Origin of the sequence: Nocardioides aurantiacus (assembly GCF_003752505.1) — a bacterium.
Lineage (GTDB): Bacteria > Actinomycetota > Actinomycetes > Propionibacteriales > Nocardioidaceae > Marmoricola > Marmoricola aurantiacus.
Map to the genome: position 1 here is coordinate 2,466,174 of NZ_RKHO01000001.1, position 22,433 is coordinate 2,488,606.

Genomic DNA, 22,433 nt, shown 5'->3' on the forward strand with positions numbered 1-22,433 from the left:
GGGACGCCACATCCGTCGCGACGGAGGTTCCGCGTTCGGTCTATACCACTAGTGCACGAGCATCATCGGAGCAGTGCGGGGATCTCCTGCGTGGCGAACCACGCCAGCTCGCCGTCGGGCCCGGCGCCCTCGGGGTCGGCGTGCACCGCGACCACCCGGCGCAGCGGGACCGGGTCGCCCTCGCGGCCGACCTCGGCGACGACCACCACCCGGCGCGCGCCCGCGGGCTGCAGGTCGGCCGAGGCGTCGGCGGCGGCCATGAGCGCGTCGTACTCCGACTCCTCGTCCTCGTCGGCGGCGACGAACGGCTCGTCGTAGTCACGGACCTCCCCCGCCGCGGCGTACGACGCCAGCTGCTCGAGGGTGCTGGGGAGGTAGATCCTCACGGCTGCTCGGGACGTCGGGAGCCGCGTCCACGGGGTGCCCGGGGACGGGTCTCGCTCGCGCTGTCGACCAGCTCGTCGAGGGCCTCGCGCACGCACTGGCCCAGCACCTCGATGTCGGGCAGCGCGTCGCGGTCGGCGGTGATGCCGTAGTAGACGGCGCCGTCGTAGGAGGTCACGCCCACCGAGAGCGAGAAGCCCGGCAGGAGCGGCGGCACGGGGTAGGTCTGCACCATCTCGGCGCCGGCGAGGTACATCGGGAACTGCGGGCCCGGGACGTTGGTGACCACGAGGTTGACCTGCTGGCGGGCCTCGGTGAACGCCACCCGCGACCCGAGCGCGTGGAAGGTGGTGGGCGCGAAGCCCGCGACCCCGGCGATCCGGTCGGCAGCCACGGCCCTGCCGGTCTCGCTGTGGGCGCGCAGGGCGTAGGAGACCTGGTGCAGCCGCAGCACCGGCGACCCCTCCCCGATCGGGAGGTCGACGAGGTGGCCCACGACCTGCGAGCCCAGCGAGGTCGGCTCCAGCTCCTCGTCGATCACGCTCATCGGCACCAACGACCGCAGCCGGCGGCCGGCGCCCACGGGCTCGGCCCGGGTCATCAGCCAGGCCCGGATCGCCCCGGTCAGAGTGGCCAGGACGACGTCGTTGACGGTGCCGCCGTGGACACGGCGGACCTTGCGGTAGTCCTTGAGCGAGGTCCGCACGCACACCAGCCGGCGCTGCGCGGAGGGCTCCTGGTTGAACGGCGTCTCCGGGACCGTACGCCGCCCCGCCAGCCCGCCCGAGACGCCGGAGGCGACCTGGCCGGCCCGGGACAGCGTGCCGCCGACGGCGCGGCCCACGGCCTCGGCGTTGCTGCGCGCCGTGGCCGCCGCGACCCGCGGGTCGCGCACCGACTCGGTGAGCGCGCCGAGCAGCAGCGAGGTCTGGCTCGGCTCGTGGGAGGGCACCCAGCCCTCCTGCACCAGCGGGCGCGGACCGGGGTCGACGTCGAGCAGCACCTGGCCGAGGTCGACCGTGGAGATGCCGTCGACCAGGATCTGGTGCGACTTGGACAGCAGCGCCACGCGGCCGCCCTCGAGGCCCTCCACGAAGTACATCTCCCACAGCGGTCGAGCCACGTCGAGGCGGCGCGACATGATGCGGGCGGTCAGCTCGCCGAGCTGCTCGAGGTTGCCCGGACGGGGCAGTGCCGAGCGGCGTACGTGGTAGTTGAGGTCGAAGTCCTCGTCGTCGACCCACACCGGGTTGGCCACACGCCCCGGCACCCAGCGCACCCGCTGGCGGTAGCGCGGCACGAACGCGATCCGGTCGTCGATGTGCGCGAGCAGGGCGTCGAAGTCGAAGCCGGAGTCCAGCGGGTCGAAGATCTCGATGGTGCCGTTGTGCAGCGGGGTCCGCTCGGTCTCCTCCGCCAGGAGCGCCAGGTCGCTGGCGCGCAGCCGCTCGCTCATCGTCGCCTCTCGCTCAGGTGTGGCATCGGTCTCACCACCGGTGGGGCAGGGCCGCAGGACTTGGGTCGGCCGGGGGCACATGGGAGTCTGGCAGAGACTCCGCAGCGAGACAGCACGACGTCCACCACGAGAGGTTGTCCCATGTCATCCGCCCTCGGTCGGCTGCTCCGGCCGACCGCCCTGACCGTGTCGACCCTGGTGCTGCTCGCCGGGTGCGGTTCCTCGCAGGACCCGGCGTCGGGCTCGCCGTCGGGCTCCGGGAGCGCCGCCGCCTCCTCCGCAGCCTCCTCCGAGGCGTCCCCGGAGGCCTCGGGGTCCTCGAGCCCGTCGGCGTCCGCCGAGACGGAGGCCGCGGGCACCGTCGTGGCGATCACCATCGCCGACGGCACCGCCTCCCCGCAGGGCAAGGCCATGCAGGTCGCGATCGGCGAGCGGGTCACGCTGCGCGTGGAGTCCGACGCCCCGGGCGAGCTGCACATCCACTCCACCCCCGAGCAGGAGCTGTCCTTCGAGGCCGGGACCACCGAGGAAGAGCTCACCTTCGACCGTCCCGGCGTGGTCGACGTCGAGTCGCACGACCTCGACCAGCTGCTCGTCCGGCTCGAGGTGCGCTGAGCGGTGCTGCTCCCCCAGGTGCTGGTCCCCCAGCACGGCCTCGGTGGCGCCCAGAACCTGCCGCTGCCGCTGCCGCTGGCCGTCAGCGGCGCCGTGGCGGCGCTGGTCGTCTCCTTCTGCGTGCTCGCCCTGGCCTGGCGCCGACCGCGCTACGTCGACGGCCACCCGTCCCGGCCCGCCCCGACGGCGCTGGCCCGCCTCGTCGACCACCCGGCGTGGACGTGGGGCTGGCGGGTCGTGGGGCTGCTGTTCTTCGGCTACCTCGTCTGGCCGCTGGTGTGGGGACCCGACCTGGTTACCAACCCGGTGCTGGGCACCTTCTACGTCCTGGTGTGGGTCGGCGTGGTGCCGCTGTCGCTGCTCCTCGGCCGGGTGGCGCGCGCCGTCAGCCCGGTGCGGACGCTCAACGCCCTGCTCGCCCGCGCCACCGGCGGCGACCCGGCGACCGGCATGGCGCAGTACCCCGCGCGGTGGGGCTACTGGCCGGCCGCGATCGGGCTGTTCGGCTTCGTCTGGCAGGAGCTGGTCAACCCCACCAGCGCCTACCTGAGCTCGGTGCGTGTCTGGCTCGCGGTCTACCTCGCCGTGATGCTCGTCGGGGCCGCGGTCTTCGGCGACACCTGGCTCTCGCGCGCCGACCCCTTCGAGGTGTGGTCCGACCTCCTGGCGCGGCTCTCCCCCTGGGGCCGCGACGACGCCGGGCGGCTGGTGGTGCGCAGCCCGCTGGCCAACCTGGCCACGGTCACGCCGCGGCCGGGCCTGCTCGCGGTCGTCGCGGTGCTGTTCGGCTCGACGGCCTTCGACAGCTACGCCGACACCCTGTTCTGGCAGCGGGTGGTCCGCGACTCGGGCCTGCCGGAGGTGCCGCTCGACACCGTCGCGCTGCTCGTGTTCTGCCTGGTGGTGGGTGTCAGCTTCACCGTCGCGGCGAGGCTCACCCAGGTCGACGAGCGGCCGGGCGGCGTACGACGTCGGGAGCTGCCGCTGCTGCTGGCCCACTCGGTCGTGCCGATCGTCGTCGGCTACCTCACCGCGCACTACCTGACCTACCTCGTCGAGCAGGGGCAGACGACGCTGATCCAGCTCAGCGACCCGCTGGTGCGCGGCGACGACCTCCTGGGCACCGGCGACTGGTCGGTGAACTACTTCCTGTCCTTCCACCCGACGTTGCTCGCCGTGCTCAAGGTGCTGGCGATCGTGCTCGGGCACGTCGTCGGCGTGGTCGCGGCCCACGACCGTGCCATCGCGCTGCTCCCCGCCCGTCGCCACGTGACCGGCCAGCTGGCGATGCTCGTGATCATGGTCGTCTACACCGCCACCGGCCTCTACCTGCTGATGAGCGCTTGACCGGCTGACCGGCCCCGCCGAGGACCGCCTCGTGCAGCTCGGCCACGGCCGAGGCCAGCGGTGAGGCGCCCGCCTCCACCACCGAGCGTCCGGCGACGAGCGCGCGGTCCGCGGCGGCACGGTCGTCGGGCACGAAGACCACCCCGGCGGGCCGCACGTAGCCCTCGACCATGCCGAGGATGTCGCGCCGGCTCCAGCCCAGGCTGTCGCGCATCCGGTTGACGACCACCGTGACCGGGACGGGTGCGAGGTCGCGGAGGTCGACCAGGGTGCGCGCCAGCCGTGCCAGACCGACCGGCTCGGCCGACCCGACGGCCACGACGTGGTCGGCCGCGGCCACCGCGTCCAGCGTGAGCTGGTTGCGGACCAGCCCGCGCCCGAGGTCGGCGTCGTCCTCGAGGCTGAAGCCGGTGTCGACGACCACGTCGCCCACCTCGCTCGCGCGCTCGAGCACGGCGTCGAGGACGCCCGGCCGCGCCTCGACCCACCGGTCGGGCCGCGGCAGCCCGGTCAGCACCTCCAGGCCCGGCGTCACCTCGCGGCGGCACCGGGCGAACGAGCGGGCGTCGAGCCCGCCGGCGTTGACCAGCCGAGCGGCCGCCAGCAGGCCGCTCACCTCGTCGAGCACGACGAGGTGCTGCGCCACGGCGCCGCCGTGCGGGTCGGCGTCGACCAGCACGGTCGGCGCGCCCCGGCGGGCGTGCTCGGCCGCCAGCCCCGTCGCCAGGAGCGTGCGCCCCGGCGCCCCCGCGGGGCCGTGCACGACGACGGTGCGACCCCGGTCGGCCCGCACCTCCAGCCGGCTCTCGGGCCCGGGCTCGGGGTCGAGCACCAGGTCCTGGCGCACGGCGCGCCGCACCGCGTCGGGCAGCCCGGCGGGGTCGTCGACCGGATGCACCTCCACCACCCCGAGGCGGCCCAGCGCCTCGGCGTCCCCACCGACCGCGACGCACCGGACGTCGACCCGGAGCAGCTGCATCACCGCGTCGGCGTCGAGCCCGGCCAGCTCGCCGCTGACCAGCACCACGCCGACGGTGCCGGCCGAGGCACTGGCCAGCAGGTCGGTCAGGTCCACGCACCGCTTGAGCACGACCACCGAGGCCTCGGCCAGCGCACGCAGCGCCGGGGCCTCCCACGTCTCGCCCCCCGCCGCGACGAGGACCGGCACCCGGTCGCGCACCGAGGGTGCTCCTGCCGCTGCCACCGGTCAGCCCTTCCGGGTGAGGACCACGCGACCCTCGGCGAGGCCGCCCAGGGCGGCCGCGACCTCGTCGGAGCGGTCGGTCGGGACGCCGAGGACGACCTGGCGCGTCGTCTCGGGCGCCAGGCTGTCCTGGGTGCCGGGGACGGCGACCACGGTCACGTCCTCGAGGACCCGGCGGGCCTCGGCGGCGCGCTGCTCGCCCGACGCCGTCGTGGCGCCGCCACCCGCGGCCGAGGGAGCGACCCAGACGTCGACCACCGAGCCCTGCCGGACGGTCGCGGGCAGGTCGTCGGAGGCGACGCCGAGCGGGAGCTCGACCAGCTCGGCGCGCTCGCGCGGGGCGACGGCGGCGCGGGGCAGCAGCTCCCCGGCGCCCACGCGACGGTCGAGCACGGCACCGACGGGCGGCGCCTGCTCGGCGGAGAGGTAGCCGTCGGCGGCCTCCTGGTCGGGGAACCGCACCCGCTCGCGGCCGAGGTCGGCCTCGGCGAGCGTCGCCCCGTCCGGCAGGTCGCGGGTGGAGGTCCAGACGGCGACCGTGTCGTCGGCGCTCGCCAGCAGCCGGGCGCCACCAAGCACCGAGGCGGCCACGAGGAGCAGCCCGAGCAGCAGCCGGGGGTTGCGCCACCCGGGTCGGCGGCTCCGGGTCACCGGTGGGGCGGGCTCGACGGCGGCGTCCTCGGGAGTCGGGAGGTGTCGACGGTGGCGGGTGGTGGTCATGGTGTGTCTCCGGTGGTGGTGCGGCGGGTCTGCTGGGGCGGGGAGGCTCGACGGGGCGTCCACAGGTCGCCGGGGGCACCTGCTCGCCGCCGGACGCGACCGGTGGCAGAGTGACGCGTGTGAACGCGACCCCACGGTTCCTGCAGCTGGCTGACGTGGCCGAGATCCTCAACATCTCGGGAGCGCAGGTCTACGCGCTGGTGCGGCGCCAGGACCTCAAGGCGATCAAGATCGGTGGCCGGGGCCAGTGGCGGGTCGAGGCGAGCGAGCTCGAGGCCTACATCCAGCGGGCGTACGCCGAGGCCGACCAGTTCGTGCGCGAGCACCCGTTCGCCGAGGGCGGTCCGGCGCCGAAGGACTGAGCCCGGGCCGCGTCCGAGGATCACGACCCGCCCCGCAGGGCGGCGACCGCGCCGAGGGGCACCAGCACCGTCGCGGTGCGGGCCCGCTCACCGGGGGCCGGGTCACCGGCCACGAGCTCGAGGAAGTCGCTCCCGACCCGGAGCACCGCCCCGGTCGTCGACGAGCCGTCGGCGAGGTGGAGCCGGCAGCGGGGGTCGGACTCGGCCGTCCGGCGCACCAGCGCCCGGAACGGCAGCCGGTCGACCACCGACCAGCTCTGCGTGTCGTCCGCGCGGGGTGAGAGGCCCGAGACCGAGACGACGCCCACGAGCGGCACCAGCCACGACGTGCCGGCGGCCTCCACCAGGAGCCAGTCGGTCCCGCTGCGCACCAGCGTGCCGGTGAGCACGAGCCCACCGACCGACCGCACCACCAGCAGCGCACCGCGGGAGGCGTGCGCACGCTCGGCCAGCGCGACCTCGGTGTAGGCGGCTGCGGCGAGGTCGGCGACCTCCGCGTCACGGTCGACCAGCCGCAGCCCCGCAGCCTGCTGCTCGAGGTCCTCGAACACGTCCAGCAGTGCTGCTTCCCAGCTCATCGCTCGTCCCCCGTCCGGGGCCCCGCCGGTCGCGTGGCCCGATCCACGCAGGGCAGATGCCCGGCGGGGTGCGGGGCCAAACCGGCCGGCTCAGGCTGTGGACGCGTGGTTGACACCCGACGATCCTGGACGTTGTCTGAGGCAAACGCAAGCAAACGAAAGCATCGAGACGTGACCAGCACCTCCTACCGCGACGGACCCGCCTTCGACGCCCTCCTCGAGACGGCGGCGACCTGGGTCCTGGTCGCGACGCTGCTCTGGGGCGCGGCCCTGGTCCTGGCCGCGCTGCTCGAGCGGGCCAGCCACGGGCGGCTGCCGGCGCTGCACTGGGTCGGCTGCCCCCGCCGCGCCCGCCCCCTGCTGCTGGCGGTGGCCGGCCTCGCCGTGGTCGTCCCGGGCTCGGCCCACGCAGCCACCGGCGCCACCGGCGCCACGGACGGTCCGCGTCCCGGCAGCGGCACCCTCCCCGTCCCGACGCGACCCACCGACATGGGCACGGCCCCCTCCCTCCCGCGTCAGGGGACCCACCCGGCGCCCCACCCGGCACCCCGTCCCGCGGCGGCAGCCGGCGCCGAGCGCGACGCGGGCGTCGTGGTGCGACCCGGCGACTCGCTGTGGGGCCTCGCCTCCGACCGTCTCGGACCCGGCGCGGAGGTCCCGCAGGTCGCCGCCCTCGTCGAGCGGCTGCACCGACGCAACCTCGCCGTCGTGGGCCCCGACCCCGACCTCCTGCGACCCGGGCAGCAGCTCCGCTTCCCGGCCACCACGCTCCCGACCCCACCACCACCCACGGAGGCACCATGAGTCCCACGACCGTCCCCACCGCGCCGCACCGTGCCCACGCAGGTCCCGGCCGGCCGCCCCGCCGCCGCGTCCCGGTGGCCAGTGTCCAGGGCACCCTCGCGCTCGACCTGGGCCGCGGCGGCGGGACCCCGTCCGACGACCGTGGCCTCCCGAGCCCGTTGGCGCTGCTGCCCGGGGGCCGGGCCGAGCTCGACGCCTTCGCCCAACGCTTCGCCGCCGCCGTCGTGGAGGTCGTGGGCGGCGACCGGGGGCCGAGCCAGCTGCTGCGCTGGACCAGCCCGGAGGTCTACGCCGACCTGCAGCGTCGGTCCGCGCTGATGAACCGCACCGTCCCGGGCGACCGACGGGTGCGCCGGCTGCGCAGCCAGGTCCGCAGCGTCCACCTCAGCTGCCCCGCGCCCGGAGCCGTCGAGCTCAGCATCCACGTCCGCCGGGGCGATCGCTCACGTGCCGTCGCGGCCCGCCTCGTGCAGCGCGAGGGCCGCTGGTGCTGCACCGCCCTGGAGTTCGGCTGAGCCCCCTGAGTCCTCTCAGCCCGGGGCGGGCTCAGCCCCCGATCCAGCGGTACGCCGCCTCGGCGGGCCCGATCCCGAAGCGCCGGTGCCACCACCACGCGGCGACGACGGCCACCAGCCAGAAGCCGGCCGCCAGCAGCAGGGCCGGCGCCAGCCCGGTCAGCGGCACCACGCCGAGACCGTCGACGAGCAGCCGGAAGACCACGATGTGCGCGAGGTAGATCGTCAGCGACATCGCGCCCGCCCGCCGCAGCACGTCGACCACCGGGCTGCGGGGTGCCCGCTCGGCCAGCCACGACACCAGGGCGAAGGCCAGCAGCGCCGAGCCGAGCGCACCGGCGGTGTAGACGAGGCTGCGGGTCGAGGGCACCGCGCTGGTCGCGAGCTCGAGCCGCAACGAGCCGGTCGCGGCGAGCTTGGACACGGCCGTCGCGCCGCCCAGCAGCACGAGTCCCAGCCCGACCGTGGTCGGTCGCCACCCGGGCCGGGACAGCGCCCGTCCCAGCAGCACCCCCGCGCAGAAGAACGCCAGCCACGGCAGCAGCGGGTGGGTGCCGTTGACGACCGTGTCGAGGAGCAGTCCCTGCGGCGTCCAGTGCGGCGGGTCGGTGAGCCAGACCACCGAGCCCCCGTCCAGGCGCCGCTCCAGGGACCACGACGAGAGCCCCGCCGCCGCGAGCGCCGCGAGGGCACCGACGACCACCAGACCGCGCGAGGACAGCACGACCAGCAGTGCGGCCACGGCGAACATCGCGCCGTAGTAGGGCAGGATCGTCCCCTCCCAGGCGAGGTCGACCAGCCAGCCGACCACGAACAGCGCCAGTCCCCGCCGCAGCAGCACCACCCGCCGACGGCGCAGCTCGGCACCCTCGGCACTGCGCGTCATCAGGGTCGCCCCCACCCCCGCCACCAGGACGAACGTCGCGGCGAACCGCGTCGCCAGCGGCCCGGTGGCCGGGTCGAACACCTCCCCCGGCGTGCCGGGCTCCCGCGGGGAGCCCGCCAGGACGAGGTAGCCGTAGTAGTTCATCACCACCACGCCGACCAGGGCGACCGCTCGGACCACGTCGGGTCCGACCAGCCGCCCCCCGGTCACCGCGGGCGCGCCGGCCCCTGCGGTCGCCACCCGTCGGGCCGCCCCGCCGTGTCCGTCGTCCCCGCCGAGCCGGTCAGCCGTTGTGGCGCGCCGTCAGGCCGGTGGGACCGCCGGGGGCACCGTGGCACTTCTTGTACTTCTTGCCCGAGCCGCAGGGGCACTCGGCGTTGCGGCTGATCCCGGCGTAGGCGTCCTCGACGCCGCTGGCCTCGGAGTGCACCTCGACCTCGCCGTCCTCGGTCGGGGCGGAGTAGGTGAGGTTGGCCGGCTGCTGCGGCTCGCCCAGCCCCTTGGCGCGCAGGTGCGGGGCGGCCTCGGCGGGACGCGGCGCGCCCTCGGCGTCCTCGGTGGCGAGCTCGTCGACCTCGGGCTCCTCGACCTGGACCTCGAGGTTGAACACGAAGCCGACGGTCTCCTCGCGGATCCCCTCCTTCATCGCGTTGAACATGTCGAAGCCCTCGCGCTGGTACTCCACCAGCGGGTCACGCTGGGAGTAGGCGCGCAGCCCGATGCCCTCGCGCAAGTAGTCCATCTCGTAGAGGTGCTCGCGCCACTTGCGGTCCAGCACCGAGAGCAGCACCTGCCGCTCCAGCTCGCGCATGTTCTCCGAGCCGACCGTGGCCTCGCGGGCCTCGTAGGCCTTGCGGGCGTCGGCCTGCAGGTCCGAGACGAGGGTCTCGCGGTCGAGGCCGTCGCGACCGCCGGCCTCGCGCTCGAGCTCGGCGACCTTGAGGCCGACCGGGTAGATGGTCTGCAGCGCGGTCCACAGCGCGTCGAGGTCCCACTCCTCCGGGAAGCCCTCGGTGGCGGCACGGACGTAGGTCTCGACGACCTCGTCGACCATCCCGCGCACGTGGTCGGACAGGTCGGCGCCCTCGAGCACCGCGCGGCGCTCGCCGTAGATGACCTCGCGCTGGCGGCTCATCACGTCGTCGTACTTGAGGACGTTCTTGCGGGACTCGAAGTTCTGCGACTCGACCTGGCCCTGGGCCGACGCGATCGACTTGGTCACCGACTTGTTCTCGATCGGCACGTCGTCGGGCACCTTGAGCGCGAGCAGCACGCGCTCGACCCAGTCGGACTTGAACAGCCGCATCAGGTCGTCGCCGAGGGAGAGGTAGAACCGCGACTCCCCCGGGTCGCCCTGACGGCCGGAACGACCGCGCAGCTGGTTGTCGATGCGGCGCGACTCGTGGCGCTCGGTGCCCAGCACGTAGAGGCCGCCGAGCTCCTTGACCTCGTCGTGCTCGTTCTTGACCTGCTCGGTGATCCGCTGGTGCGTCTCGGGCCAGGCGGCCTCGTAGTCCTCGGCGTCCTCGACCGGGTCCAGGCCGCGCTGGCGCAGCTCCTGGTCGGCCAGGAACTCCACCGAGCCGCCGAGCATGATGTCGGTGCCTCGACCGGCCATGTTGGTGGCGACCGTGACCGCACCCTTGTGGCCGGCCATCGCGACGACCTTGGCCTCGTCGGCGTGCTGCTTGGCGTTGAGCACCGTGTGGGGCACGCCGCGCGACTTCAGGTCGCGGGCGAGCCGCTCGGACTTCTCGACCGAGGTGGTGCCGACCAGGATCGGCTGGCCCTTCTCGTGGCGCTCGGCGATGTCCTCGACCACGGCCGCGAACTTGGCGTCCTCGGTGCGGTAGACGAGGTCCTTCTGGTCGACGCGGGCCATCGGCTTGTTGGTCCGGATCGGCACCACGCCGAGCTTGTAGATCTTGTCGAACTCCGAGGCCTCGGTCATGGCCGTGCCGGTCATGCCCGCGAGCTTCTCGTAGAGCCGGAAGTAGTTCTGCAGCGTGATGGTGGCGAGGGTCTGGTACTCCTCGCGGACGGTCACGCCCTCCTTGGCCTCGATCGCCTGGTGGAGGCCGTCGTTGTAGCGGCGCCCCGACAGGATGCGGCCGGTGTGCTCGTCGACGATGAGGACCTCGTCGTTGAGGACGACGTACTCCTTGTCGTTGCGGAACAGCTCCTTGGCCTTGATGGAGTTGTTGAGGAACGAGATCAGCGGGGTGTTGGCCGACTCGTAGAGGTTCTCGATGCCGAGGTAGTCCTCGACCTTGGTGATGCCCGGGCCGAGGATCGAGATGGTCCGCTTCTTCTCGTCGACCTCGTAGTCGGTGTCGAGGGTGAGCCGCCGCGAGATCTTGGCGAACTCGGCGTACCAGTGCACCTCGTCCTGCGTGGGGCCGGAGATGATCAGCGGCGTCCGCGCCTCGTCGATGAGGATCGAGTCGACCTCGTCGACGACGGCGAAGAACGGCGCGCGCTGGACGCAGCTGTCCAGCGAGGTGGCCATGTTGTCGCGGAGGTAGTCGAAGCCGAGCTCGTTGTTGGTGGCGTAGGTGATGTCGCACAGGTAGGCCTCGCGACGCTCGTCGGGCCGCATGTCGGGGGTGATGACCCCGGTGGTGAGGCCCAGGAAGTGGTGGACGCGGCCCATCCACTCCGCGTGGTAGCGGGCGAGGTAGTCGTTGACGGTGACGACGTGCACGCCCTTGCCGGCCAGCGCGTTGAGGTAGGCCGGGAGCGTGGAGACCAGGGTCTTGCCCTCACCGGTCTTCATCTCGGCGATGTTGCCGAGGTGGAGCGCGGCGCCGCCCATGAGCTGCACGTCGAAGTGGCGCTGGCCCAGCACCCGCTTGGCCGCCTCGCGGACGGTCGCGAACGCCTCGGGCATCAGGTCGTCGAGGGTCTCGCCCTTCTCCAGGCGCTCCTTGAACTCGGCCGTCATGCCGCGCAGCTCGTCGTCGGTCATCGCGACGAAGTCGTCCTCGATGGCGTTGACGGCCTTGGCGATGGCCTCGAGCTGGCGCACGATCTTGCCTTCGCCGATGCGCAGGACCTTGTCGAAGAGCGACACGCTGGACATCTCCTAGGGAGGGGAACGGGGAGGGAACGGGCACGGCTGTGCCCCGCAACCCGTCAGCCATCGTAACGGCCGGGGCCCCTCCGGAGTTTCGAGACCGGGGACTCGGCGTGGGGTCTCAGCGCACGACGGCGGCCAGCGCGGGCTCGAGGTCGCCGCGGTCGCGCACCACGACGTCGGCCAGGCCCAGCCAGTCGGCCATCCGGCGCAGCTCGGCGGCCAGCTCCGGGGCGGTGTCGGGCGGGGCACCCGGCTCGGCGTACGCCGCCTGCACGAGCAGCCGCCCGCCGGGTCGGTCGGCCTTGAGGTCGACCCGACCGACGATCCGGTCGCCCAGCACGAACGGGAGCACGTAGTAGCCGTGGCGCCGCAGGTGCTGCGGCACGTAGATCTCGATGCGGTAGTGGAAGTCGAAGAGCCGCTCGGTGCGCTCGCGCTCCCAGACCAGCGGGTCGAACGGGCTGACCAGCGACCGCACGTGGACGCGCCGCGGCAGCACGGCGTCGCGGTGGAGGTACGCCGGCCGCGCCCAGCCCTCCACCCGGGCCGGGAGCAGCTCGCCCGACTCGACGAGCTCGGCCACCGCCCGCTGGGTCGCCGCCTGGCCGGGCCCGCCCATGCTGGCCTGGAGGCGGTAGTAGTCGGACAGGCAGCGCACCGTGGCGACGCCGTGGCTGCGGGCCGCGCGCCGCACGAGCTCGCGCGTGGCGTCCTCGGGGCTCGGCGTGGGGACGGCGAGGACCGCCGCGGGCAGCACCCGCTCGGGCACGTCGTAGACGCACTCGAACGACGGCGTGCGCCCGGCGATGGCCAGCTCGCCGACCAGGTAGAGCCAGTCGAGCGCCTTGCGCGCCTCCGACCAGTTCCAGCCCCAGTGCTCCGTGCTGCGCGGCGCCCCGTCGTCGAGGTCGCGGGCCGTGCTCGGCCCGCGGGCGGCGACGTCCTCGCGCACCCGGTCGACCAGGCCGGGGTTGGTGGCCAGCCAGCCGCCCCACCGCGGGTTGGTGCGGAACCCCGCCATCCGGTGCTGCATCACCGGCCACAGGTCGACCGGCATGAAGGCCTGCACGTGGGCCCAGTACTCCACCATCCGCCGGGGCCGCTGCTCCGAGGCCCGGCGGAGCAGGTCCGGGTCGTAGGGACCCATCCGTGAGTAGAGCGGGAGGTAGTGGGCGCGCTGGAGGACGTTGACGGAGTCCACCTGGAGCACGCCGGTGCGCTCCAGGGTGCGACCGAAGGTGCGCATCGTGGGCGGCTGGTGGACCGGGTCGCGGAAGCCCTGCGCGACCAGGGCCACCCGCCGCGCCTGGGCCGCGGAGAGGGCGGTCTCGTCCGTCACGGGATGTCGAGCAGCTTGGTGCGCACGGCGTACATGACCGCCTCCATGCGCGAGTGCAGCTGGAGCTTCTCCAAGATGTTGCGCACGTGGTTCTTCACGGTGTTCTCGCTGATGAACAGCTCGCGCGCGGCGTCGCGGTTGTTCAGGCCCCGGGCGACGAGCCGCAGCACCTCGAGCTCGCGCTCGGTCAGCCGCGGCGTCGGCACCTGCTCGCGCTCGGCGCGCGACATCTCCTTGAACTCGTCGATCAGCTTGACCGCCATCGACGGACTGATCAGCGACTGCCCTTCGGCCACCACGCGGACCGCCTGGGCGACCTCGTCGATGGAGGAGTCCTTGAGCAGGTAGCCGGACGCGCCGTTCTTGACCGACTCGTAGAGGTCGCCCTCCTCGTCGCTGACGGTGAGCATGATGATCTTGACGCTCGGCACGAGCTCCTTGATCTTCATGCAGGCCTGCAGGCCCGAGCGCTTGGGCATGCGTACGTCGAGCAGCACCACGTCGGGCACCGTCGCCACCACGACGTCGGTGGCCGCGATGCCGTCCCCGGCCTCGCCGACCACCTCCAGGCCGGGCTCGACGCCCAGCAGCATGGTCAGGCCGCGACGGAACAGCTCCTGGTCGTCGACCACCACCACGCGGATCGGCTCTGCGCCGTCGGCACCTGCAGGACCCGAACCCGAGTCGTCGTCGTCCATGGGCGCCACTATGGCAGAGCGCCGCCGTCCCGGGGCACGAGTCGGTGCCCCTGCCCCGGGACGGTCGGAAGGGTCAGCTCAGCTGCAGCGCGATCACGCCGTAGTCGTAGCCGCGGCGGCGGTAGACCACCGACGGCTGCTCGGACTCCTTGTCGACGAACAGGTAGAAGTCGTGGCCCACGAGCTCCATCTCGTAGAGCGCCTGGTCCAGGGTCATCGGCGAGGCCGGGTGGGTCTTCTCGCGCACCACCAGCGGCCCGTCGCCGGTCACCGTCATCGGTCCGACCTTGCGCTCCACCACGGCGTCCTCGTCGACCTCGCCCGCCTGCTCCGCGGGCAGGCTGCGGGCCATGGCCGAGCGCAGCGACTCGGGGGTGGCGTGGCCGCGGTGCACCTTGCGGCGGTCCGCGGCGCGGCGCATCTGGGAGGCCATCTTGTCCAGCGCGAGGTCGAGGGCCGCCATCTTGTCCTCGGCCGCGGCCTCGGCCCGCACGATGGGGCCCTTGGAGCGGGCGGTGAGCTCCACGCGCACCGCCCGTTCGGGATCCCGGGGCCGGGGCTCCTTGTCGACGGTCACGTCCACGCGGATGATGCGGTGGTCGTGCTTCTCCAGACGTCCGAGCTTGTCCTCGACGTGCTCGCGGAACCGGTCCGTCACCTCGCAGTGACGGGCGCTGACGACGACATCCACCTGTACCTCCTGTCCCCGGACGCGCCCCGCCTCTCGACGACGCGCGCCTGAAATGAGTCGGTTACCCGTTGACTCCCGTCCTTGGACACCGGACGGGCAGGAACCCCGGGCGGACCGCTCCGACGACGCGGACGGTGCTCCGGGGCTCCATGTGGAGACGCTAGTCCCCCGGCGGGCAGACCGGTAGGGCACGTTGGTGCTACTCGGCGCGTCCGAGCAGCCGGCGGCGGGTGGCGGCCACCGTGGCGACACCCGCCACGGGGACCCCGCTCACCTCCAGCGCGCGCTGCGCCTCCCGGACGGTCGCCCCCGTGGTCAGCACGTCGTCGACGACGAGCACGCGGACCGGCACCCCGGCACGCGCCAGCGCCGCCCGCGACCGCGGCCGGACCGCGAGCGTGCCCTCGCGGTTGCGACGCCGGGCGCCGGAGTCCAGGCCCGCCTGGTCGGCCACCGGCAGCCGGGTGGTCAGCAGCGGGGCCACCACGACCGCCCCGCCCGCGGGTCCGCGTCGCAGCCGACCGGCCGCGCGCCGGGCCAGCCGCAGCACCGGGTCGTGCCCGCGGCCGCGGACCACGGCCCTCGGGCTGGGGACGGGCACCAGCAGGGTCCGGACCGGCGCACCGGGACCCGCGTCGAGGAACGGCTCGACGGCTGCGGCCAGGCAGCCGCCGAGCGGGGCGGCGAGCGCGAGCACCGCGTGCTCCTTGTGGGCGAGCACCATGGCGCGCAGCAGGCCGTCGTACTCCCCCGCGGTGGAGCAGGCGACCAGGCCCGCCGGGCAGGGCGTCGGCCGGGCCGGTCGGCCCCGGGCCGGGAGCGTGGCCGCGCAGTCACGGCACAGCGACCGGCCGGCGCGGCCGCAGCCCACGCAGCAGCCCCCGTGCACCAGGTCCAGCCACGTGTCGCGCACGCCCCCAGCGTCACCGCCGTGGGCGGCCCGGGCCAGCGCCGCGGGCGTGCCTGTGGACGCCGCCCTCAGGGGGAGTACGTCGCCGCGACCAGGTCCGAGGCCGTGCGCGGCCAGCTGCCGCCCGCGGCCAGGGTGAACAGGCGCTCGTCGGCGGTCACCAGGCGCAGCGGGACGTCGGCCTGCGGCGAGACCACCAGCGCGGTGGCGTCGTCGCGGAACAGGCTCGGCTCGACCAGGCCGGGGGCGACCGGCGACCCGTCGGCGGAGACGTAGTCGACGCGACTGGTCTCGGCCCCGGTGCTGCTGAGCACGGCCAGGGTCGCGGGGTCGCGCCAGCCGACGTCGACGGCCTGGGCGGCCTCGCCCGCGACCACGAGCGACCGGGACCGACCGGTGCCGGTGACCTGTCCCTCGTCGGTGCGCAGCACGTCGACCACCCGGACCCGCGCGACGGCGCGGCCGCCGAGGGCCACGGCCAGCCGGGTCCCGTCGTGGGACACGGCCGCGGCGGTGACCGACTCGCCGGTGACGCCGCGTACGCGCAGCTCGCGCGCGACACCGTCCTGCACCAGCCGGACCCGCGCCCCGGCCGAGGTCCGGTCGACCAACCACAGCCCGCCGAACAGGTCGTAGGAGGGCCGGAGCAGGCCGGTGCCGGTGGCGACCTGTCGGACGCCCTCGCCCTCGCTGGGCTGGTCGAGCGGTGCCTCGAACAGGGTCGTGCCGTCGGCGGAGACCGCCGCCACCCGGCCGGCGGCGGCGCTGACCGCGAGGCTGCGGGTCTCGAAGCCGGTGCGGCCCAGCGGACCGCCCACGGGCTCGGCCGCGCCGCCGTCGAAGGCCACCACGCGGCCGCCGCGCAGGCCGTAGAGCACCGCGGGGGTGTCGCCCGCGGCGTCGAGGTCCTGCGCGCTGGAGACGGGCACGTCGATGACGCCCCGCGGCAACGGCACCGCGGCGCCCCCCACGACCATCCGCACCCGGGCGACGTCCGGCACCTGGCGCAGCGTCCAGGCCAGCTGGTCGGCGGCGCGCTCGAGGTCGGCAGGCGAGGCCCGCAGCAGCTCGCGGGTCAGCGGCACCTCCGCCACGCCGCTCTCGGTCACCACCACCGACAGGTCGAGACCGGTGCCGCGGGGGAAGGCCGACCGCGTCACCTGGGCCAGGGCCGGGCCGGGCCCGGCCAGCAGCCCGCGGACCAGGTTGGTGGCCGACTGCCCGCCCCGCGGGATGAACACCGGGTCGGGCAGCAGGGTGCGCCCGGTGGGGTCGAAGAAGTAGAGCGTGCGGCGTTCGAAGGTCCGGTCGAAGAAGGAGGCCGGCACGACCAGGGCGTCGGGCGGGTCCTCCACGCGCCACTGGCCCTCCTCGTACTCGAGGTCCAGCGTCAGCTCCTGGACGCGACCGGGCGCGTCTCCTCGCCAGCCGCCGCGGGCGTCCAGCCGACGCACGTCGGCCAGCCGGACGGTGGCCTGCGACCCGCTGGGGGTGACGGTGAACGCCTCGTAGACCAGGGTGCCCCGGTTGGGCCGCCAGGTGCGCGCCGCACGGTCGGTCAGGAACTCGCGCGCCACCTTGGTGCTGAGCGGGTTGGCCTGCATCGCGACCAGGAAGCCCGAGGCGATGGCGGCGGGCGAGCCGTCCTCGGCCGGGCCCGGGGGGTTGAAGTAGGGCGCGCTGGGGGCCTCGTCGGCGCCGGCGGCGGCCTCGCGGCGCACCGGTCCGCTCTCGGGCAGGCTGGCGCACCCGGCACACAGGGCCAGTGCGAGCAGCAGCGCCACGACCGGGCGGCGGCCGTGCGCCGTCCTCACGCCGCTCCCCCGCCGGGCGGGGTCGTCGCCGGCTGGGGCACCCGGCGCGCGGCGACCCGCAGGTCGTCGGGCACCAGCGGCAACGGGCTGTGGGTCACCGGCTCGCCGGCCCGGCGCGGCAGCGTCAGCCGGAACTGCGCGCCCCCGCCTGGCGTGCCCCACGCCTGCAGCCAGCCTCCGTGGAGCCGGGCGTCCTCGAGCGCGATCGCCAGGCCCAGGCCGGTGCCGCCGGTGGTGCGGGCCCGGGCCGGGTCGGCGCGCCAGAACCGGTTGAAGACCATGCCCGACTGGCCGGGCTGGAGGCCGACCCCGTGGTCGCGCACGGTCAGCGCGGTGGTCTCCTCGTCGCTGGCGAGCCGGACCACCACCCCGGACGGGTCGGCGTGGTCGATGGCGTTGGTGACCAGGTTGCGCACGATCCGCTCGACCCGGCGTACGTCGGACTCGGCCATGAAGACGCCGTCGTCGAGCACCTGCACCCGCACCTCGCGCGCCGCCGCCATCGGCGCGGTCGCGGCCACGACACGGCGCGCGACGTCGCCGAGGTTGGCGTCCTCGAGGTCGAGGACGGCCGCCCCGGCGTCGAAGCGGCTGATCTCGAGCAGGTCGGCCAGCAGGTTCTCGAACCGGTCGAGCTCGGCCTGCAGCAGCTCCGCGGCCCGGGCCGCGACCGGGTCGAACCCCTCGCGGGCGTCGTGGAGCACGTCGCCCGCCATCCGCACCGTGGTGAGCGGCGTGCGCAGCTCGTGGCTGACGTCGGAGACGAAGGTGCGCTGCACCCGCGAGAGCTCGACCAGCTTGCGGATCTGGGACTGCAGCGCCTCGGCCATCTGGTTGAACGAGGTGGCCAGCCGGGCGATGTCGTCCTCCCCGGTGACCTGCATCCGCTCCTCCAGCCGGCCCGAGGCGATCCGCTCCGCGACCCGGCGGGCCAGCCGGACCGGGGTGATCACCTGACGGGTGACCAGCAGTGCGACCCCCGCGACGAGCAGCAGCAGCACCAGCCCGGCGACGAGCAGCACCTGGCGCAGCAGCGCCAGGGTCTGCTGCTCCTCCCCCATCGGGAACAGGTAGTAGAGCGCGTAGCTGCCGCCGTCGGCGGGCAGCACGACCGTGGATCCCACGGCGACGCCCGGCTGGGAGGCCGGCGTGCCCGAGCCGGAGTCGGGGGCGGCGTACCGGATCCGGGTGTAGGTCCAGGCCAGGCCCTTCTCGCCGTCCTCGACGGTGCGACGCAGCGACGCGGGCACGCTCGCGGCGTCGACCTGGGGCGTGGTCCGCACCCCCGAGGGACTGGCGCCGTCGCCGACCGGGCCCTGCACCACCACCTCGAAGCCCTTGGCGTCGCCGCGGGCGACCAGGGTCTCCACCAGCAGCCGGAGCTGGGTCTCGGGGTCGAAGTCGTTGCTGCCCGCCGGACCGAGCCGCTCGCGCACGATGGCGGTCTCGGTGCGGGCCTCGGCCAACGAGCCGTCGACGCGACTGCTGACCAGTCCGTCGGCGATCTGTCGGGTGACCATCCAGCCGACCGAGCCGACCACGAGGGCGCAGAGGACCACGATCGCGGTCACCACGCGGGTGCGCAGCGAGCGCCGCCAGAAGCCCAGGGCGGCGCGCGGCAGGCGCCTCACCGCGGCGAGCGGCAGCTCACGCCTCGTCGTCGACCGGGTCATCGGTCACGCCCGCCTTGTAGCCGACTCCCCGGACGGTGACGACGATGGTGGGGTTCTCGGGGTCGTTCTCGATCTTGGCGCGCAACCGCTGCACGTGGACGTTGACCAGGCGGGTGTCGGCGGCGTGGCGGTAGCCCCACACCTGCTCCAGCAGTACCTCGCGGGTGAAGACCTTGCGCGGGTTCTGGGCCAGGCACACCAGCAGGTCGAACTCCAGCGGCGTCAGCGCGATGGGCCGGCCGTCGCGGGTGACCTCGTGGCCGACGACGTCGACCTGCAGGTCGCCGATCTGCAGCTCCTCGGGCGCTGGCACCTCGAAGCGGCGCACGCGCGCCCGGATGCGGGCGACGAGCTCCTTGGGCTTGAACGGCTTGGCGACGTAGTCGTCGGCCCCGGACTCGAGGCCGACGACCACGTCGACGGTGTCGCTGCGGGCGGTGAGCATCACGATCGGGACGCCGGACTCCGCCCGGATCTCCCGGCAGACGTCGACGCCGTCCTTGCCCGGGAGCATCAGGTCGAGCAGCACCACGTCGGGCCGGAAGCTCCGGAAGGCCGCCAGCGCCTCGTCACCACGGGCGACGACCTGGCTGGCGAACCCCTCGGTGCGCAGCACGAGGGTGAGCATCTCCGCGAGTGCCGCGTCGTCGTCGACGACGAGGACCCGCGGCCGCTCGACCATCTCGTGCTGCGCCACTCCCGGGCCGCTCAGTAGCGGTACTGGTCGGACTTGTAGGGCCCCTCGGCCGGGATGCCCAGGTAGGCGGCCTGGTCGTCGGTCAGCGTGGTGAGGTTGACGCCCAGCGCACCGAGGTGGAGCCGCGCGACCTCCTCGTCGAGGTGCTTGGGGAGCACGTAGACGCCCACGGGGTAGTCCTCGGTCTTGGTGAAGATCTCGATCTGCGCCAGCACCTGGTTGGTGAAGGAGTTCGACATCACGAACGACGGGTGACCGGTGGCGTTGCCGAGGTTCATCAGGCGGCCCTCGGACAGGACGATGATCGCGTTGCCCTCGGGGAACGTCCACAGGTCGACCTGGGGCTTGACGGTCTTGCGCTCCGCCACGCCCGGCGCCTCGAGGCCGGCCATGTCGATCTCGTTGTCGAAGTGACCGATGTTGGCCACGATCGCGTTGTGCTTCATCTTGCGCATCTGGTCGAGGGTGACCACGTCGCGGTTGCCGGTGGCGGTGACGATGATGTCGGCGACCGGGAGGGCGTTGTCGAGGGTGTCGACCTGGTAGCCGTCCATCGCCGCCTGGAGCGCGCAGATCGGGTCGATCTCGGTGACGATGACCCGGGCGCCCTGGCCGCGCAGCGACTCCGCGGACCCCTTGCCCACGTCGCCGTAGCCCGCGACGACGGCGACCTTGCCGCCGATGAGGACGTCGGTGGCGCGGTTGATGCCGTCGATGAGCGAGTGGCGGCAGCCGTACTTGTTGTCGAACTTGGACTTGGTGACCGAGTCGTTGACGTTGATCGCCGGGAAGAGCAGCTTGCCGTCACGCATCATCTCGTAGAGACGGTGCACGCCGGTGGTGGTCTCCTCGGTGACGCCCTTGACCGAGTTCGCGATCGGGGTCCAGTGCTCCTTGTCCTTCGCGAGCTGGGCACCGAGGACCTCGAAGATGATCCGCTGCTCGTTGCTGCCGGCGGTGGCCGGGTCGGGCGCGGTGCCGGTCTTCTCGGCCTGGACGCCGAGGTGCAGCAGCAGGGTGGCGTCGCCACCGTCGTCGAGGATCATGTTCGGCGGCTCGGACTGGCCCCAGTCGAGGATCTGCTGGGTGCACTCCCAGTACTCCTCGAGGGTCTCGCCCTTCCAGGCGAAGACCGGGACGCCCTGGGGGGCCTCGGGGGTGCCGTCGCGACCCACGACGACCGCGGCGGCCGCGTGGTCCTGGGTGGAGAAGATGTTGCAGGAGGCCCAGCGGACCTCGGCACCCAGGTCGACCAGCGTCTCGATGAGCACGGCGGTCTGAATGGTCATGTGCAGCGAGCCGGCGATGCGCGCACCGGCGAGGGGCTTGTCGGCGCCGTAGCGCTCGCGCATCGCCATCAGGCCGGGCATCTCGTGCTCGGCGAGGGTGATCTCGGTGCGGCCGTAGTCGGCCAGCGAGAGGTCAGCGACCTTGTAGTCCATGCGGGGTCCTTGTCAGTCAGGAGAGAGGTTGCGGCAGGGGTGGGCGCACGGGTGACCGCCCGCGTCGTGCTGGCGGCGGGCCCACCGATGCGTCAGACCACGATCTCGTGCGAAAGGCGCGTGCCCATCGTAGTCGACCGGCCCCGCGGCCCCAACGCGCCGCACCCCTGGTGGGGCCGCGCGGCGGCGGTCAGCCCCGGCCCATCCCCAGGCTGAGATAGGCCGCGGCGTAGGTGCCGACCGAGAGCATCGCGGCGTAGCGGGCGACCTCGCCGTCGGCCGCGGAGGTGATGGTCTCGACGCGGACGCCGTGGTCCCGCGCGGCGGTGGCGAGGCGGTCGCGGGTGACGGTGACCGCCTCCTCGTCCGAGCCGTCGTCGAGCAGCACCAGGGCCGGGCGCAGCTCGGCGCCGGGGTCGGCGAAGGGGTCGGCGAACACGTCGGCCGGGGCGGTGGCCTCGAGCACGGCGAGCAGCTGCTCGGCGTCGGCGGCCAGCGCGGTGCGGCCGGTGGCGCGGCGTACGGACTCGGCCACGCGGCGGCCCGCACGGGCGGCGAGCACGGTGCCGCCCCACAGGAGCGGGTCGGAGTCGGCGATGCCGATGGCCAGGATCTTGGCCGGGTTGGTGGCCAGGTCACGGTGGGGGCTGCACACCACGGCGACCTCGTCGAGCGCGTCGGCGACGACGTCGGGGTCGGTGCGGGGGCCGAGGTGCACCCGGTCGAGCAGGTCGAGGACGGCCACCGCCACGGCGAGCTGGTCGCCGCTCTGGGTGGGCAGCAGCGAGGTGTAGCGGCCGGCGGCGTGCTCGGCGACGAGCGACCCCTCCGGTGCGGCCACGACGAGCTGGCACCCCCGGCGCACGGCCTCGGCCACCGCGCCCGCGGTCGCCACGTCGTCGCCCACGGGAGCGAGCACGACGACGAGGTCCAGGCCCCCCGCCCAGCCGGGGAGCCCGGGCCCGGGCCAGGCCACGAACGGGACCGGGCAGACCGGCTCCAGCACCGCGCGCAGCAGCCGGGAGTCGGGGCCCGCGGCCACCACGGCGCGCGGCCGGCTCTCGCCGAGCCGCTCCACGGCCGCCGCCAGCACCTCGGCCGCCGCCACCGCCTCGCGGCGCACCCGCGAGCCGCTCTCGGCCAGGTGGCGCAGCCGGGCGTCGGCGCGGGCGAGCGCGGTCGCGTCGTCGAGCAGTCCGTCGTCGAAGGTCATCGCAGG

At 74.2% G+C, this 22,433-nt stretch carries 21 protein-coding genes; 5 read left to right on the top strand and 16 right to left on the bottom strand.

Annotated elements, in window-relative coordinates; all coding sequences use genetic code 11:
• Nucleotides 1-62: 62 nt before the first annotated feature.
• Together EDD33_RS11810 and EDD33_RS11815 are read right to left on the bottom strand one after the other, a co-directional pair.
• Nucleotides 63-386, bottom strand: coding sequence for a DUF6912 family protein (locus EDD33_RS11810; RefSeq protein WP_123391055.1), 324 nt, complete (start codon nucleotides 384-386; stop codon nucleotides 63-65).
• Entirely contained in the window at nucleotides 383-1,840 is a 1,458-nt protein-coding gene (locus EDD33_RS11815; protein ID WP_123391057.1) for a WS/DGAT/MGAT family O-acyltransferase, read from the bottom strand. Before EDD33_RS11815 ends, EDD33_RS11810 begins: the two co-directional genes overlap by 4 nt.
• A gap of 141 nt (nucleotides 1,841-1,981) precedes the next feature.
• Between EDD33_RS11815 and EDD33_RS11820 the strand changes: the two genes are divergently transcribed.
• Both EDD33_RS11820 and EDD33_RS11825 read left to right on the top strand, forming a co-directional pair.
• Complete coding sequence (locus EDD33_RS11820) at nucleotides 1,982-2,455, top strand: hypothetical protein (RefSeq protein WP_123391059.1); 474 nt, start codon at nucleotides 1,982-1,984, stop codon at nucleotides 2,453-2,455.
• 3 nt (nucleotides 2,456-2,458) lie between these two features.
• Nucleotides 2,459-3,802 carry a hypothetical protein gene (locus EDD33_RS11825; RefSeq protein ID WP_246003484.1) on the top strand — a complete coding sequence of 448 codons (1,344 nt, stop codon included), beginning with the start codon at nucleotides 2,459-2,461 and terminating at the stop codon, nucleotides 3,800-3,802.
• Here the strand turns inward: EDD33_RS11825 and EDD33_RS11830 are convergent.
• Complete coding sequence (locus tag EDD33_RS11830; RefSeq protein ID WP_148077065.1) at nucleotides 3,753-5,006, bottom strand: CpaE/TadZ family protein; 1,254 nt, start codon at nucleotides 5,004-5,006, stop codon at nucleotides 3,753-3,755. The genes EDD33_RS11825 and EDD33_RS11830 overlap by 50 nt on opposite strands.
• A 3-nt stretch (nucleotides 5,007-5,009) precedes the next feature.
• Nucleotides 5,010-5,726 (bottom strand): hypothetical protein, encoded by a 717-nt coding sequence (locus tag EDD33_RS11835; RefSeq protein ID WP_123391062.1) that lies wholly within the window; start codon nucleotides 5,724-5,726, stop codon nucleotides 5,010-5,012.
• A gap of 119 nt (nucleotides 5,727-5,845) precedes the next feature.
• Here EDD33_RS11835 and EDD33_RS11840 point away from each other — a divergent pair, with 119 nt between their 5' ends.
• The gene (locus EDD33_RS11840) at nucleotides 5,846-6,088 is read left to right on the top strand and encodes a helix-turn-helix transcriptional regulator (protein WP_123391064.1); all 243 of its coding nucleotides are present in this window, start codon (nucleotides 5,846-5,848) and stop codon (nucleotides 6,086-6,088) included.
• A gap of 20 nt (nucleotides 6,089-6,108) precedes the next feature.
• On the opposite strand, the gene EDD33_RS11845 is transcribed toward EDD33_RS11840, so the two are convergent.
• Nucleotides 6,109-6,666, bottom strand: coding sequence for a hypothetical protein (locus EDD33_RS11845; RefSeq protein WP_148077066.1), 558 nt, complete (start codon nucleotides 6,664-6,666; stop codon nucleotides 6,109-6,111).
• A 171-nt stretch (nucleotides 6,667-6,837) separates the two neighbouring features.
• Between EDD33_RS11845 and EDD33_RS11850 the strand changes: the two genes are divergently transcribed.
• Nucleotides 6,838-7,470, top strand: coding sequence for a LysM peptidoglycan-binding domain-containing protein (locus EDD33_RS11850; protein ID WP_123391069.1), 633 nt, complete (start codon nucleotides 6,838-6,840; stop codon nucleotides 7,468-7,470).
• A complete protein-coding gene (locus EDD33_RS11855) occupies nucleotides 7,467-7,985 on the top strand; it encodes an Rv3235 family protein (protein WP_148077067.1) in 519 nt (172 codons plus the stop codon). Before EDD33_RS11850 ends, EDD33_RS11855 begins: the two co-directional genes overlap by 4 nt.
• A gap of 31 nt (nucleotides 7,986-8,016) precedes the next feature.
• Here EDD33_RS11855 and EDD33_RS11860 read toward each other — a convergent pair whose 3' ends face one another.
• The 11 genes from EDD33_RS11860 to EDD33_RS11910 all read right to left on the bottom strand — a co-directional run bounded on the left by EDD33_RS11860 (nucleotide 8,017) and on the right by EDD33_RS11910 (nucleotide 22,427).
• Nucleotides 8,017-9,111, bottom strand: a complete 1,095-nt coding sequence (locus EDD33_RS11860) for a DUF418 domain-containing protein (protein WP_123391073.1) — start codon at nucleotides 9,109-9,111, stop codon at nucleotides 8,017-8,019.
• 43 nt (nucleotides 9,112-9,154) lie between these two features.
• Nucleotides 9,155-11,953 carry a preprotein translocase subunit SecA gene (gene secA / locus EDD33_RS11865; protein WP_123391075.1) on the bottom strand — a complete coding sequence of 933 codons (2,799 nt, stop codon included), beginning with the start codon at nucleotides 11,951-11,953 and terminating at the stop codon, nucleotides 9,155-9,157.
• A 115-nt stretch (nucleotides 11,954-12,068) separates the two neighbouring features.
• Nucleotides 12,069-13,289, bottom strand: a complete 1,221-nt coding sequence (locus tag EDD33_RS11870) for a winged helix-turn-helix domain-containing protein (protein ID WP_246003485.1) — start codon at nucleotides 13,287-13,289, stop codon at nucleotides 12,069-12,071.
• Nucleotides 13,286-13,987: a response regulator gene (locus EDD33_RS11875; RefSeq protein ID WP_123391077.1), complete on the bottom strand. Its 702-nt coding sequence runs from the start codon at nucleotides 13,985-13,987 to the stop codon at nucleotides 13,286-13,288. Before EDD33_RS11875 ends, EDD33_RS11870 begins: the two co-directional genes overlap by 4 nt.
• Before the next feature lie 73 nt (nucleotides 13,988-14,060).
• The gene (gene hpf, locus EDD33_RS11880) at nucleotides 14,061-14,678 is read right to left on the bottom strand and encodes a ribosome hibernation-promoting factor, HPF/YfiA family (protein WP_123391079.1); all 618 of its coding nucleotides are present in this window, start codon (nucleotides 14,676-14,678) and stop codon (nucleotides 14,061-14,063) included.
• Between the two features lie 199 nt (nucleotides 14,679-14,877).
• Nucleotides 14,878-15,591, bottom strand: coding sequence for a ComF family protein (locus EDD33_RS11885; protein ID WP_246003486.1), 714 nt, complete (start codon nucleotides 15,589-15,591; stop codon nucleotides 14,878-14,880).
• Nucleotides 15,592-15,656: 65 nt separating this feature from the next.
• Entirely contained in the window at nucleotides 15,657-17,402 is a 1,746-nt protein-coding gene (locus tag EDD33_RS11890; protein ID WP_123391081.1) for an LpqB family beta-propeller domain-containing protein, read from the bottom strand.
• A complete protein-coding gene (mtrB, locus tag EDD33_RS11895) occupies nucleotides 17,399-19,075 on the bottom strand; it encodes an MtrAB system histidine kinase MtrB (RefSeq protein WP_123391083.1) in 1,677 nt (558 codons plus the stop codon). Before mtrB ends, EDD33_RS11890 begins: the two co-directional genes overlap by 4 nt.
• Nucleotides 19,050-19,757, bottom strand: a complete 708-nt coding sequence (gene mtrA, locus EDD33_RS11900; RefSeq protein ID WP_123393361.1) for an MtrAB system response regulator MtrA — start codon at nucleotides 19,755-19,757, stop codon at nucleotides 19,050-19,052. The genes mtrB and mtrA overlap by 26 nt, the downstream gene beginning before the upstream one ends.
• 26 nt (nucleotides 19,758-19,783) lie before the next feature.
• Nucleotides 19,784-21,214: an adenosylhomocysteinase gene (ahcY, locus tag EDD33_RS11905; RefSeq protein ID WP_123391085.1), complete on the bottom strand. Its 1,431-nt coding sequence runs from the start codon at nucleotides 21,212-21,214 to the stop codon at nucleotides 19,784-19,786.
• Between the two features lie 190 nt (nucleotides 21,215-21,404).
• Nucleotides 21,405-22,427, bottom strand: a complete 1,023-nt coding sequence (locus tag EDD33_RS11910; protein ID WP_123391087.1) for an SIS domain-containing protein — start codon at nucleotides 22,425-22,427, stop codon at nucleotides 21,405-21,407.
• Between the last annotated feature and the right edge of the window lie 6 nt (nucleotides 22,428-22,433).

Excerpts from the sequence above, each read along its gene's own strand:
- EDD33_RS11845 (WP_148077066.1), bottom strand. The coding sequence starts at position 6,666 with ATGAGCTGGGAAGCAGCACTGCTGGACGTGTTCGAGGACCTCGAGCAG.
- ahcY (WP_123391085.1), bottom strand. The coding sequence starts at position 21,214 with ATGGACTACAAGGTCGCTGACCTCTCGCTGGCCGACTACGGCCGCACC.
- EDD33_RS11855 (WP_148077067.1), top strand. The coding sequence starts at position 7,467 with ATGAGTCCCACGACCGTCCCCACCGCGCCGCACCGTGCCCACGCAGGT.
- mtrB (WP_123391083.1), bottom strand. The coding sequence starts at position 19,075 with ATGACCCGGTCGACGACGAGGCGTGAGCTGCCGCTCGCCGCGGTGAGG.
- secA (WP_123391075.1), bottom strand. The coding sequence starts at position 11,953 with ATGTCCAGCGTGTCGCTCTTCGACAAGGTCCTGCGCATCGGCGAAGGC.
- EDD33_RS11820 (WP_123391059.1), top strand. The coding sequence starts at position 1,982 with ATGTCATCCGCCCTCGGTCGGCTGCTCCGGCCGACCGCCCTGACCGTG.
- EDD33_RS11910 (WP_123391087.1), bottom strand. The coding sequence starts at position 22,427 with ATGACCTTCGACGACGGACTGCTCGACGACGCGACCGCGCTCGCCCGC.
- EDD33_RS11835 (WP_123391062.1), bottom strand. The coding sequence starts at position 5,726 with ATGACCACCACCCGCCACCGTCGACACCTCCCGACTCCCGAGGACGCC.
- EDD33_RS11815 (WP_123391057.1), bottom strand. The coding sequence starts at position 1,840 with ATGAGCGAGCGGCTGCGCGCCAGCGACCTGGCGCTCCTGGCGGAGGAG.
- EDD33_RS11875 (WP_123391077.1), bottom strand. The coding sequence starts at position 13,987 with ATGGACGACGACGACTCGGGTTCGGGTCCTGCAGGTGCCGACGGCGCA.
- mtrA (WP_123393361.1), bottom strand. The coding sequence starts at position 19,757 with ATGGTCGAGCGGCCGCGGGTCCTCGTCGTCGACGACGACGCGGCACTC.